The sequence below is a fragment of the Cedecea sp. VD22 genome (assembly GCF_037150195.1).
Lineage (GTDB): Bacteria > Pseudomonadota > Gammaproteobacteria > Enterobacterales > Enterobacteriaceae > Cedecea.
Genome location: NZ_JBBCPX010000001.1, coordinates 133,555 through 146,770 on the forward strand (window position 1 = coordinate 133,555; position 13,216 = coordinate 146,770).

Sequence of the window (13,216 nt, forward strand, 5' to 3'; positions counted from 1 at the left end):
CGCCAATGGCGCGACGTGCTTTGCTGTTGATTGATTTGCAGAACGATTTTTGTGCCGGTGGCACGCTCGCGGTCCCGGAAGGTGACAGCACCGTTGAGGTCGCTAACCAGCTTATCGAACTGTTTAACGCCCGCGGTGAAAACGTGGTTGCCACTCAAGACTGGCACCCGGCAAAGCACGGAAGTTTCGCCAGTACGCAAGGCACTGAATCTTTTTCTGAGGGCATGCTCGACGGCCTGGCGCAAACCTGGTGGCCCGATCACTGCATTCAGAACAGCGAAGGGGCGAAACTTCACCCGCTGCTGAAGGCTTCCGGCGTCCATAAGATCGTCTATAAAGGCCAAAATCCGGCTATCGACAGCTACAGCGCGTTTTTCGATAACGGCCACCGGCAGCAAACCGAGCTGGATGCCTGGCTGCGCGAGCACGACATCAGCAGCCTGGTGGTGTTGGGGCTGGCAACGGATTTCTGCGTGAAATTTACCGTGCTTGACGCGCTGGAGCTGGGTTATGAAGTGATAGTCATCACCGATGGCTGTCGCGGCGTGAACCTGCGGCCCCAGAGCAGCCTGGAGGCATTCCAGGAGATGGCGGTTGAAGGCGCCACGCTAATGACCTTCGCCGATTTTACCTGCCAATAATCGTAGGGGCGGCCCCCTGCCCCACACTTTTGTATCGATTCCGCTCACAATCTACGCTTTTTTTGCTCGCCCTAGCCTGGGAGCGCTCTCATAATCATATTCAGTGAATTTATTCAGCATGTTAGCTGATTTCGCTTTCCGCCGTTTTCGTCTGTTAAGCGTGGCCGGGGAGCTTTTATGTTGTGCCCGTCAAAGAGGAATCATTATGTCATTCACACGTAAAATGTTACCGCTGGTGGCCGCGGTGACGCTCGCCTGCAGCGGCGTTGCGCAGGCTGAATCTTTGCTTTCCGTGGGTTACTTCAACGGCGGCGGCGACGTCACTGCCGGTCCCGGGGGGGATATCAATAAGCTTGATGTTCGCCAGATTACCCACCTCAATTACTCCTTTGGCCTGATTTATAACGACGAGAAAGGCGAAACCAACGAAGCGCTGAAAGATTCGTCAAAACTGCATCAAATCTATCTTTCCCCAAAAGTTGTCTCCGACCTTGAAACCCTGCCGGCACTGCGGAAACAGAATCCACAGCTGAAAATCTTGCTGTCCGTTGGTGGGTGGGGGGCTCGCGGTTTCTCTGCCGCAGCAGCAACGCCTGAAAACCGCGCGGTGTTTATCCGCTCGGTGCAGGAAGTGATGGACAAATATGGCCTGGATGGGATCGACCTCGACTGGGAGTTCCCGGTAAATGGCGCCTGGGGCCTGGTGGATAAGCTGGACGCCGACCGGGATAATTTCACCGCCCTGCTGAAAGAGTTGCGCAAAGCCGTGGGCGACAAAAAACTGGTTACCATTGCCGTCGGGGCCAATGCCGAAAGCCCGAAAAGCTGGGTTGATGTGAAAGCCATTGCGCCGGTGCTGAACTACATCAACCTGATGACCTACGACATGGCGTACGGTACGCAGTACTTCAACTCGAATCTCTATGATTCGAAAAAGTGGCCGACCGTGGCCGAAGCCGACAAGTACAGCGCTGATTTCGTAGTAAATAACTATCTCGCAGCCGGGCTGAAACCAGCGCAGATGAACCTCGGCATCGGCTTCTATGGCCGCGTACCTAAGCGTGCCGTAGAGCCGGGCATTGACTGGTCAAAACCAGACGCGCAGAAAAACCCTGTCACACAGCCCTACTTCGGCGAGCGTGAGCTGGAGCTGTTTAAAACCGCGCTGGGCGTGGATCTGACGAAAGACACTTACGTCAAATACAACGACCTGGTGAAGAAAATGCTGAACGACCCGCAGAAGCGCTTCACCGAAGAGTGGGATGACGACGCGAAGGTGCCGTACCTGACGCTGAAGTCTGCTGAAGGTAAACCGCTGTTTGCCATTTCCTATGAGAATCCGCGCTCGGTGAAAATCAAAGCCGAGTACATCAAGGAGAAGGGGCTGGGCGGCGCGATGTTCTGGGAATACGGCGCGGATGACAACAACCAGTTGGCGAAACAGCTCGCCGAGTCGCTGGGCATCGATCACGCTAAATAGCGGTTGACGCAGAAAAACGAAGGGAGACCAGTGAGTCTCCCTTTTGTTTACTGCAGCTTCATCGTTACAAACGGCGCAGGCTCGATGCCAAACTCCGCTTTCAGCTGCTGTTTGCTCTTCATCACCATCTGGCCATTGGTGTCGATAGTCATGTGCTGCGCCTCCGTGTTGTGGCGCGCCTGCCACAGCATCACCAGCTGGAGGCTGTTGTCTTTTTGCTCCTGGGTCAGCGCCACGCCATCAGGCCACTTTCCCAGCTCGACCGCGGTCGCCAGGCGCTGATAAATCTCCGGCGTCATCACGCTCAACATCTCATCCAGATTGCTCATTGGGCACCCCGTCGCAGAATAATTAGCTGAATCGATTCTTCAGCCCTCAACCTGCTCACCATTTTGCCCGTCGGTGAAGCTCAGCGAGGCCGAGTTAACGCAATACCGCTCCCCGGTCGGCTGCGGGCCATCCGGGAACACATGGCCCAGGTGCGCGTCGCAGCTGCCGCAGCGGATTTCAACGCGTTCCATGCCGTGGGAATTATCGGTCAGATAGCGGATGGCATCGGGGCTGACAGGCTCGTAGAAGCTTGGCCAGCCGCAGCCTGAGTCGTATTTTGTTTCCGAAAGAAACAGCGGGGCCTCACACACCAGGCAGTGATAAATCCCGTCACGCTTATTATGCAGTAAACGCCCTGAATACGGCGGTTCAGTGCCGTGCTTCTGGGTCACGTAGTATTGCATCTCGCTGAGGTTTTTCTTATTTGAATCAGGGGGTAATTGATTAGACATAGGTGTACATCTCGGTCAGTTCAATTGGGACAGCTCACGGCCCCATTCTAACAAAAAATTAACAACACCGTGCTGCTTTTTGTTCTAAACTTAGCCCTGAAATTCTGGCACGGCACAAAGCGTGACGTGAATCACATTATTGTTGGGACTGGCGTTTAAAATCCCCCGCATCGTCCCCATTTGGATTTAAGCCCAAAAGGAAGCGTGAGGCGTTCAGTCGTACAAACCCTGGTCACAGGATTGATTTGTCGCAATGATTGACACGATTCCGCTTGACGCTGCGTAAGGTTTTTGTAATTTTACAGCCAACCTTTTATTCACTAAAAAATAGCTGGTGGAATACTATGACTATCAAAGTAGGTATCAACGGTTTTGGTCGTATCGGCCGTATCGTTTTCCGTGCTGCTCAGGAACGTTCTGACATCGAAATCGTTGCAATCAACGACCTGTTAGACGCTGACTATATGGCTTACATGCTGAAGTACGACTCAACTCACGGTCGTTTCAACGGTACTGTAGAAGTTAAAGACGGCAACCTGGTTGTTAACGGTAAAACTATCCGTGTTACCGCAGAACGTGACCCGGCTAACCTGAAGTGGAACGAAGTGAACGTTGACGTTGTTGCTGAAGCAACGGGTCTGTTCCTGACTGACGAAACCGCACGTAAGCACATCACTGCTGGCGCGAAAAAAGTTGTTCTGACTGGTCCTTCCAAAGACAACACCCCAATGTTCGTTCGCGGTGCTAACTTCGAAAAATACGCAGGCCAGGACATCGTTTCCAACGCATCCTGCACCACCAACTGCCTGGCTCCACTGGCTAAAGTTATCAACGACAACTTCGGTATCGTTGAAGGCCTGATGACCACCGTTCACGCTACCACCGCAACTCAGAAAACCGTTGATGGCCCGTCTCACAAAGACTGGCGCGGCGGCCGCGGCGCAGCTCAGAACATCATCCCTTCTTCTACCGGTGCTGCTAAAGCCGTAGGCGTTGTACTGCCAGAGCTGAAAGGCAAACTGACTGGTATGGCGTTCCGCGTTCCTACCCCTAACGTGTCCGTTGTTGACCTGACCGTTCGTCTGGAAAAAGCTGCTTCTTACGAAGAAATTAAGAAAGCAATCAAAGCTGCTTCCGAAGGCGCAATGAAAGGCGTTCTGGGCTACACCGAAGATGACGTAGTGTCTACCGACTTCAACGGCGAAGTACTGACTTCCGTGTTCGATGCTAAAGCTGGTATCGCACTGAACGACAACTTTGTGAAACTGGTTTCCTGGTACGACAACGAAACTGGCTACTCCAACAAAGTACTGGATCTGATCGCTCACATCTCCAAATAAGTTGAGATGAGAACCTGATCCTAAAGGGCGACTTCGGTCGCTCTTTTTTTTGGCTCAAATCACCAGGACTAAGGAAAAAAGAAATGATTAATAAAATTTTTGCACTTCCGGTCGTCGAACAAATTACCCCTGTGCTTACCCGCCGCGTAAACGATGAACTGGACGTCATCGTCGTTGATCACCCCCAGGTTCGGGCATCTTTCGCACTTCAGGGCGCACACCTGCTCTCCTGGCAGCCTGCCGGTGAAGATGAGGTGCTGTGGCTGAGCGACATCACCCCGTTCCATAAAGGCAAAGCGCTGCGCGGCGGTGTGCCTATTTGCTGGCCGTGGTTTGGTCCGGCGGAGCAGCCAGGCCTGCCGGCGCACGGTTTTGCCCGCAACCAGCCGTGGACGCTGAGCGCGCACAATGAAGACGCCAACGGCGTGGTGCTGACCTTTGAGCTGCATAACAATGCCGAGACGCTGAAGTTGTGGCCGCATGAATTCACGCTGTATGCCCGCTTCAAGCTGGGCAAAACCTGTGAAATCGAGCTGGAAGCACACGGTGAGTTCGAAACTACCTCTGCCCTGCACACCTACTTCAACGTCGGCGATATCGCAGATGTGAAGGTCAGCGGCCTGGGTAATCCGTATATCGATAAAGTGCTGAATGAAGCCCCGGGCCAGTTGACCGACGGCGTACAAACCTTCCCTGACCGCACCGATCGTCTTTATCTGGAGCCGGAAGAGTGCAGCGTCATTCATGATGCCAGCCAGTTGAAGCGCATCCTGAACGTGGTTCATCACCATCATTACAACGTGGTGGGCTGGAACCCAGGCCCGGCGCTGTCCGTTTCGATGGGCGATATGCCGGACGACGGCTACAAAACCTTCGTCTGCGTAGAAACCGCCTGCGCATCTAAAAAACAGAAAGCCAGCGCGGAAAAACCGACCCGTCTGAGCCAGACCATCAGCGTGGCGAAGAAAGGCTAAGCGACTTTCACCAGCTTAGGGCAAAGGCCGTCAACCTCTGCCCCATTAAAAAGCAAACGGGGCGCAAGCGCCCCGTTTTAGTGCACTGATTGCACCTATTAGAAGCTGTAGTTCACGCCCGTCAGCAGCACACCAGTCCAGTTGCTGTCGACCATTGGGCTGTCGGTCACTTCTTTGGACAAACGCATGTAGCGGCCCATACCGAACACGTTCCAGTCGGCGTTCAGCTTATAGTTGACGGACAGCTCAACGTACGGTGACCAGCTGTTACCCGCGTCGTACTCGTTCAGGCCGCTGCGGTTGGACTCCTTGCCGCTCACGCCGTAGTAGTAGTCGTTTTGATTCTTGCTGTCCCACACGACACCAATCCCCGGCGTGACCGTCAGGCTATCCGCGTTGTAGCGGTACAGCCAGGCGGTATCCCAGGTGATGCCGTTGCTGTTGTTCAGGATATCCCCGGCCAGCACGGTACGCAGGAAGCCATAGTCGGTGTTATGCACCCAGGACAGGCCCGCCATCACGGTAGAATGGCGGTAGTCCAGCGCGCGCATGCTGTCGTAATTGCTGTCTTTCGGCCTGAAATGCAGCGGCGAATAATAGGCGGTGACGGACAGCTTATCGGCCTGGTCATTCCACAAGTAGTAACCCGCGTTGAACCCGCGGAAGTAGAAATTGTCACCTTCATAGCCCAGCAGAGGCGCCGGATAGACGCGGTTCTGGTCACCTTTGTAAGGGTTTGGCGAAACCAGCGCCCCCGCACCGATAGACCATGGGCCCTCTGCGTGCGCAGCGGTAACGGAAGAGGCTAACAGTACGCCTAATGCGAGAATTTTGAATTTGGTCACAATCCTTTCAGTCCTTTAATCAAATAATCAGCGCAGGAAGTGTAACCGCCCTTGGCTCCCATCCCAAATAATTTACTTAGTCACAACCTTCAACCAACTTTTTAGCTTCCCGCAATCAGATGACGGCGGATTTTCAGCTTTATGTCAGCCAGATGAAAGCAAACACTGTCGCTTATCTCAAATACGAAATTTTTAGGATGAGTTATTGATATGTCATTGAAATTGAGCGTTGGCCGTATGCAAGTTTTGCAAATGCCATCTACGCTTTATTTTAGGAAGGTGAAACGCTGAGACGGCGGCGTGAGCGCCCGGTATCAACCTGGCACAAGGGTTGCTGTTCATTTAGCAGACGTCTTCCGGGGAGCCTCTATTACACATACCAACGGCTCTTTAACCTGTGCTAAAAACGAAAGGACGGCATGCCATGAATATATTCGATCACTATCGCCAGCGTTATGAAGCTGCCAAGGACGAAGAGTTCACACTGCAGGAATTTCTTGCTATCTGTAAACAAGATCGCAGTGCCTACGCGAATGCGGCAGAACGGCTATTGACGGCCATTGGTGAGCCAGTGATGGTAGACACTGCCACAGAGCCACGGCTGTCCCGTCTCTTTTCAAACCGGGTGGTTGCCCGTTACCCGGCGTTTGAAGAGTTTTATGGCATGGAAGAGGCTATCGAACAGATCGTGGCCTACCTGAAACACGCGGCTCAGGGGTTGGAAGAGAAGAAACAAATTCTCTATCTGCTGGGGCCGGTGGGCGGCGGTAAATCTTCCCTGGCCGAGCGCCTGAAAGCCTTGATGCAGCGCGTGCCTATTTACGTGCTGAGCGCCAACGGCGAACGTAGCCCGGTCAACGACCATCCGCTGTGCCTGTTTAACCCGCAGGAAGACGCCTCCATTCTGGAAAAAGAATATGGCATCCCTAACCGCTACCTCGGCACCATCATGTCGCCGTGGGCAGCCAAACGCCTGAGCGAATTTGGCGGCGACATCACCAAATTCCGCGTGGTGAAAGTCTGGCCGTCCATTCTGGCGCAGATTGCGATTGCCAAAACCGAACCCGGCGATGAGAACAACCAGGATATCTCTGCGCTGGTCGGTAAAGTGGATATCCGCAAACTGGAACACCACGCGCAAAACGACCCGGATGCTTACGGCTACTCCGGGGCGCTGTGCCGGGCCAACCAGGGCATCATGGAATTTGTGGAGATGTTTAAAGCGCCCATCAAGGTGCTTCACCCGCTGCTGACCGCCACTCAGGAGGGCAACTACAACGGCACGGAAGGCATCTCTGCCCTGCCGTTCAACGGGATTATTCTTGCGCACTCGAACGAATCCGAGTGGGTCACCTTCCGCAATAACAAAAACAACGAGGCGTTCCTTGACCGCGTGTACATCGTCAAGGTGCCTTACTGCCTGCGCATCTCGGAAGAAATCAAAATCTACGAGAAACTGCTCAACCACAGCGAACTGTCCCACGCGCCTTGCGCCCCGGGCACCCTGGAAACGCTTTCTCGCTTCTCTATCCTGTCGCGCCTGAAAGAGCCGGAAAACTCCAGCATCTACTCGAAAATGCGCGTCTATGACGGGGAAAGTCTGAAAGACACCGATCCGAAAGCCAAGTCCTACCAGGAATATCGGGACTACGCCGGGGTCGATGAAGGCATGAACGGGCTCTCGACGCGCTTCGCCTTTAAAATCCTCTCCCGCGTGTTCAACTTTGACCACGTTGAAGTGGCAGCTAACCCGGTGCACCTGTTCTATGTGCTGGAACAGCAAATCGAACGCGAGCAGTTCCCGCAGGATCAGGCAGAGAAATACCTGGAGTACCTCAAAGGCTACCTGATTCCGAAATATGCGGAATTTATCGGCAAAGAAATCCAGACCGCCTATCTCGAGTCTTACTCAGAGTACGGGCAGAACATTTTTGACCGGTATGTCACCTACGCTGATTTCTGGATTCAGGATCAGGAGTACCGCGACCCGGATACCGGCCAGCTGTTTGACCGCGAATCCCTGAACGCGGAGCTGGAGAAAATTGAAAAACCGGCCGGGATCAGCAACCCGAAAGATTTCCGCAATGAAATCGTCAACTTCGTGCTGCGTGCCCGGGCCAATAATAACGGTCGTAACCCAAACTGGACCAGCTACGAGAAGCTGCGCACGGTTATCGAGAAGAAAATGTTCTCGAACACCGAAGAGCTGCTGCCCGTTATCTCGTTCAACGCCAAAACCTCCACCGACGAGCAGAAGAAACACGATGATTTTGTCGATCGGATGATGGAGAAAGGCTACACCCGCAAGCAGGTTCGCCTGCTGTGTGAATGGTATCTGCGGGTCCGTAAGTCTTCTTAAGGGAGTTTCATGCAGGTCACGCCGGGCGGCGTGGCCTGTTTGCGCACCTGGCATAAGCAGTTGGGGGAACTATGGCCTACTTCATAGACAGGCGGCTTAACGGCAAAAACAAGAGCGCGGTCAACCGCCAGCGCTTCTTGCGCCGCTATAAGGCGCAGATCAAACAGTCGATTTCCGGGGCCATCAACAAGCGTTCGGTGACCGACGTGGACAGCGGCGAATCCGTGTCCATCCCCATTGAGGATATCAACGAACCGATGTTTCATCAGGGTCGCGGTGGCCTGCGCCACCGCGTCCATCCCGGCAACGACCACTTTGTACAAAACGACCGCATTGAGCGCCCGCAGGGCGGAGGTGGCGGCGGTGGAAGCGGCCAGGGTCAGGCGAGCCAGGACGGCGAAGGCCAGGATGAATTCGTGTTCCAGATCTCCAAAGATGAATATCTCGACTTACTGTTCGAGGATCTGGCGCTGCCGAACCTGAAACGTAACCAGCACCGGCAGATCACCGAATTTAAATCCCATCGCGCAGGTTTCACCTCTAACGGCGTCCCGGCCAATATCAGCGTTGTTCGCTCGCTGCAAAACTCGCTGGCTCGCCGTACGGCAATGAGCGCGGGTAAACGCCGTTTGCTACACGAACTCGAAGAGACCCTAGACACCGTCAGCCGCAGCGAACCCGCTCAGCTGCTGGAAGAGGAACGCCTGCGCAAAGAGATTGCAGAGCTGCGGGAAAAAATTGCCCGCGTGCCGTTTATCGACACCTTCGATCTCCGCTACAAGAATTACGAGAAACGCCCGGAACCTTCCAGCCAGGCGGTGATGTTCTGCCTGATGGACGTCTCTGGTTCGATGGACCAGGCGACAAAAGACATGGCCAAGCGCTTTTATATCCTGCTCTATCTGTTCCTGAGCCGGACCTATAAAAACGTGGAGGTGGTTTATATTCGCCACCATACCCAGGCGAAAGAGGTGGACGAACACGAGTTCTTTTACTCACAGGAAACCGGTGGGACCATTGTTTCCAGTGCCCTGAAGCTGATGGATGAAGTGGTGCAGGAGCGCTACGATCCGGCGCAGTGGAACATCTACGCCGCGCAGGCTTCGGACGGCGACAACTGGGCAGACGACTCGCCGCTGTGCCATGAGATCCTGGCGAAAAAACTGCTGCCAGTGGTGCGTTACTACAGCTACATCGAAATCACCCGCCGGGCGCACCAGACCCTGTGGCGGGAATACGAAAATCTGCAGGCCACTTTCGAGAACTTCGCGATGCAGCATATCCGGGATCAGGATGATATTTATCCTGTGTTCCGGGAACTGTTCCAAAAACAGACTTCAGACTCTCATAGCTAGTTAAAAATCAGTAAGTTGCACGATGAAAACCTGTTGCCAAACGGATTCAGTTGGCAACAGGTTCATGCATTCAGTGCCTTCCAAGAAATCGCCCGACACTCAAAAAATCATGTTCAAGCGGCTTCCTATTTAACCGCAGCGTTTCCCCCGTCAGCAAACAAGGCTGAACCAGCCACAAAACTCGACATATTACTCGCCAGAAACAGTGCCGCGCTGGCTATCTCCTCCGGCTGTGCCAGACGTTTCAACGCATGCAGCCCCGCAGCCCAGGCTTTCTGATGCTCATCACCAGCCATTCGGGTTTCCGTTCCTCCAGGCAGTAAGGCATTGGCACGGATGCCTTGTCCTGCATAATCTGCGGTAAGCCCCTTCACCAGCCCCATCAGCCCGGCCTTAGCTGCCGCATATGCGGCCATTCCCGGCAGACCTACGCTGGTACCGACGAAACTGGAGATAAAAATAAGAGAACCCCCACCTCGTTTGAGCATCAACGGGATCTGGCTCCGGGCACCGAAATAACCCGCTGTCAGGTTAACGGTCAGCGTATGCTGCCATTCGTCAGGGGTGATCTCTGCCAGTGGACGGATAGTGCCCGTTGTACCGGCATTATTGACCGCAATATCGATACCGCCGAATGCATCAGCAGCCAGGGCGGCGATTGAAGCATGCGTTTGCTCCTCGCCTGCGTCCCCGACAAAAATCCTGACATCACTGCCAACGGAACGAAGCTCCGCCGCCAGCGCATCCAGCGGTGCCTGACTCCTCGCATTCAGAATCAACGAAGCGCCATGCTGAGCAAACAAAATAGCAACAGCCCGTCCAATACCTTCCGAGGCGCCAGTAATCACAGCGACTTTACCTTCAAGTAATTTCATCACTTTCCCCATTTCATTAATGAGATTCCGAAACTCATTTTGAATCTTTCTGTTCATTTTCTTGATGCGTGTCGCCGTTTGATTTCAGCGGCTTATCCGTAAGCCTATGTCCAGGCTATGCCATAAAAACTCTGTTTCTTGCTTTTTAATTAACTTATTGATGGATAAACGCGTTATGGCGGGCCCGGCAAAACCGGATAGGGTGCGCGAAATGACAAGCCTTCAACATTTGGAGAAGGCGTTTTGGATGTTTTTAAGGCTATCCCACGTTGAAAGGTGTACCTGAAACGAATCGGTTTGCAGCGGATAAGGAAAAGCTTAAAGCCGGCGCTTCACCGGCTTTTTATCCCTGAGAGAAAAGAAAACGGGGGAATAACCTGAATCAGGCTGACGCCTGCTTATTGATGGAGCTCAATGTCGTATCCCCACTGTTTCCAGTGAAGCAACTGTTCCTGCTGGGCTGTCGATAACGTCTTTCCCGCCCATAGGAAAATATGCTGCCCGGGGAAAAGCTCCGGACGCAACGTATCCACCGGCTCGGCAAATACGTTCACGGTCAGGCCTCTGCGGGACAGGCGCCACGCCTCCAGCCATAACGCAGCCCGATCGTCCGTCTGCCAGCCAATCAGCAGGATGTCGCCCAAACTTTGGTTCTGCGCCGCCGCCAGGCTCTGGGCACAATGGCAGATCAACGCGCCATCCAGCAGGCTGCGCATCAACAAAGCCGTGGATTCATCCTGGCTAAGTTTTTGCCTCACGGGCAGCAAAAGGTTATCAATCAGTAAGTCTGCGCTGTGCTCCCGGCTGAGAGAAGTAATCTTCTCACGCAGCTTTCCAGGATTAACTTTCCTGACCAGAAGCATCATTTCTTCTTGCAGCGTTACCCACAGCTGCTCTTCCGGCACGTGGCTGCGCTCCAGCAGGGCTTTCACTTTGCCTACGGAAACGCCTTTGCTCATCCAGTATTTGATTTCTTCGATGCGCTGAATATCCGCATCATCGAACTGGCGATGCCCCCCCTCGCTACGCTGGGGCTTCAGCAAGCCGTAGCGGCGCTGCCAGGCTCGCAGGGTGACCGGGTTGATACCACATCGCTCTGCTACATCACCGATAGTGTAATAGGCCATAGTGTCCCTCCCCGTACACAGATCCCACGTCTCCATTGAAACATCACTCAATCTGTTCAATGTGTACAATTTTTTTACGAGTTGTACAAGTGAAATCTGATGCCTTTGAGGCACGACACGCGGCAGATATCACAACTCTGCTTTACGCTCCGGCCAGGCAATACGGAAAGCGCCGTGCCCGCAGGGTTTAGCAAACAAACTCCCCTGGAAGTGAGAAATACCGGCCGCCTCGAGCCACATCCACTCTTCCGGTTGCTCAATACCCGTGGCTGAAACCGCAATTTCAAGGGAGGCGCAGCATTTGATTATGGCCTGGATAATCGCCTGCTGTGGCCCACTTTTATGAATGCCCCGAATCAGCGACTGGTTAATTTTCAGCCTTTCAGGTTGAAACTGTGCCAGCAGCTGTAGCCCAGCAAAGCCGACGCCAAAATCATCAATCGCAAGCTTGATACCGGCCGATTTAAGCTGCCTGATAGCGTCGGTAAACGCATCCATCTGCGGCATGATTTCGCTTTCGGTAAACTCAATAACCACCTGCTCGGGAACAAGCCCGTTCGCCTCAATATCCGCCAGCAGTTGTTCCACGGCGTCAGGAATCATGACCAGCGTCATCGGCAGCAGATTGATGCATAGCGTTTGCACGCCAATATTAGCGGCGCATGCTGCGGTGAAAGCGGCCTTCGCGTTCAGCAGTTCAGCCAGGTAAACATCGCCCCCTTCCTCTGGCGCTGAATTAGCTTCCGTGGCTAACACCTCTACTGCCGCGACAGTACGAGCCATTGGGTCGACAATCGGTTGAAAAACTATCTTTTTATGCAGCGTTTGTGGACTTGATGCCGAATGAGTCGGCGCATCGAGAATAAATTCCCACGCATCACCCGGAGGGATCTCAAAATAGTTCTCTTTTTCCGTCGATTCGATGAAGGTCCGGAAAAAACTCAAGGCCCGGTCATCGTAAGCCAGTTGATATCGGCTAGTCCCTTTTTCCAGAACGACCTGCAAGACATCGTTTTTATCGTGCTCTCTTAAATCAAAAAGCTCCATGCCCACTCGCCCAAAGCGGCGGGCCGGGGCGTAATCACAGAGCAATTCAACAATGTTGTGATGGCGATCGTCTTTACAAATAGCGTGATAAACCTTCTGCACGCTCTCTTCCGGGCCTTCCAAGAGTTGAAAGAAATGTCTGCCGTTGAATAGCAGGATCCCCGTCACATTAGCGTCAATATTTTTTGCATTTGCCGCGGAGACCATCGCCTCCAAAACCTCAAACGGCGTGCTGGCGTGGATGTGGCTTCGGTAAATAACTGTCGTGAGCATGGCGGGTTCCAGCGAAAGGTTAAGGGAGTAACTTAACAGATCCCCGTCCTGACGTCGCCACATACTCAACAAAGTCTAAACAACTTAACAACATGGAATGTTTTGCTCGCCATTTACC

At 53.6% G+C, this 13,216-nt stretch carries 12 protein-coding genes; 6 read left to right on the forward strand and 6 right to left on the reverse strand.

Translation table 11 applies throughout. The annotated features are described in order from the left end of the window. Positions 1 to 5: 5 nt before the first annotated feature. Positions 6 to 641 (forward strand): bifunctional nicotinamidase/pyrazinamidase, encoded by a 636-nt coding sequence (pncA, locus tag WFK85_RS00675; protein ID WP_166993980.1) that lies wholly within the window; start codon positions 6 to 8, stop codon positions 639 to 641. Between the two features lie 205 nt (positions 642 to 846). After that, positions 847 to 2,121 (forward strand): glycosyl hydrolase family 18 protein, encoded by a 1,275-nt coding sequence (locus tag WFK85_RS00680; protein WP_166993978.1) that lies wholly within the window; start codon positions 847 to 849, stop codon positions 2,119 to 2,121. A 47-nt stretch (positions 2,122 to 2,168) separates the two neighbouring features. On the opposite strand, the gene WFK85_RS00685 is transcribed toward WFK85_RS00680, so the two are convergent. Both WFK85_RS00685 and msrB read right to left on the reverse strand, forming a co-directional pair. Beyond that, positions 2,169 to 2,450: a YeaC family protein gene (locus tag WFK85_RS00685; protein WP_008456664.1), complete on the reverse strand. Its 282-nt coding sequence runs from the start codon at positions 2,448 to 2,450 to the stop codon at positions 2,169 to 2,171. Positions 2,451 to 2,489: 39 nt separating this feature from the next. Beyond that, entirely contained in the window at positions 2,490 to 2,903 is a 414-nt protein-coding gene (gene msrB / locus WFK85_RS00690) for a peptide-methionine (R)-S-oxide reductase MsrB (protein ID WP_008456665.1), read from the reverse strand. Between the two features lie 344 nt (positions 2,904 to 3,247). Between msrB and gapA the strand changes: the two genes are divergently transcribed. Together gapA and WFK85_RS00700 are read left to right on the forward strand one after the other, a co-directional pair. Beyond that, positions 3,248 to 4,243: a glyceraldehyde-3-phosphate dehydrogenase gene (gene gapA, locus WFK85_RS00695; protein WP_008456666.1), complete on the forward strand. Its 996-nt coding sequence runs from the start codon at positions 3,248 to 3,250 to the stop codon at positions 4,241 to 4,243. 83 nt (positions 4,244 to 4,326) lie between these two features. Then, positions 4,327 to 5,217: an aldose epimerase family protein gene (locus WFK85_RS00700; RefSeq protein WP_166993976.1), complete on the forward strand. Its 891-nt coding sequence runs from the start codon at positions 4,327 to 4,329 to the stop codon at positions 5,215 to 5,217. Between the two features lie 98 nt (positions 5,218 to 5,315). Here WFK85_RS00700 and WFK85_RS00705 read toward each other — a convergent pair whose 3' ends face one another. Beyond that, positions 5,316 to 6,062, reverse strand: coding sequence for a MipA/OmpV family protein (locus WFK85_RS00705; RefSeq protein WP_008456668.1), 747 nt, complete (start codon positions 6,060 to 6,062; stop codon positions 5,316 to 5,318). A 424-nt stretch (positions 6,063 to 6,486) separates the two neighbouring features. On the opposite strand from WFK85_RS00705, the gene yeaG reads away from it, so the two are divergent. Then, the gene (yeaG, locus tag WFK85_RS00710) at positions 6,487 to 8,421 is read left to right on the forward strand and encodes a protein kinase YeaG (RefSeq protein WP_008456669.1); all 1,935 of its coding nucleotides are present in this window, start codon (positions 6,487 to 6,489) and stop codon (positions 8,419 to 8,421) included. A 71-nt stretch (positions 8,422 to 8,492) separates the two neighbouring features. Beyond that, positions 8,493 to 9,776 (forward strand): YeaH/YhbH family protein, encoded by a 1,284-nt coding sequence (locus WFK85_RS00715; RefSeq protein ID WP_039292166.1) that lies wholly within the window; start codon positions 8,493 to 8,495, stop codon positions 9,774 to 9,776. A gap of 125 nt (positions 9,777 to 9,901) precedes the next feature. On the opposite strand, the gene WFK85_RS00720 is transcribed toward WFK85_RS00715, so the two are convergent. From WFK85_RS00720 to WFK85_RS00730, 3 genes are all read right to left on the reverse strand, one after another. Continuing rightward, entirely contained in the window at positions 9,902 to 10,651 is a 750-nt protein-coding gene (locus WFK85_RS00720) for an SDR family oxidoreductase (RefSeq protein ID WP_166993974.1), read from the reverse strand. Positions 10,652 to 11,049: 398 nt separating this feature from the next. Then, on the reverse strand, positions 11,050 to 11,778 hold the full coding sequence (locus WFK85_RS00725) for a MerR family transcriptional regulator (protein ID WP_336708014.1): 729 nt from the start codon (positions 11,776 to 11,778) through the stop codon (positions 11,050 to 11,052). Between the two features lie 129 nt (positions 11,779 to 11,907). Continuing rightward, entirely contained in the window at positions 11,908 to 13,098 is a 1,191-nt protein-coding gene (locus WFK85_RS00730; RefSeq protein ID WP_166993970.1) for an EAL domain-containing protein, read from the reverse strand. Positions 13,099 to 13,216: the final 118 nt, after the last annotated feature.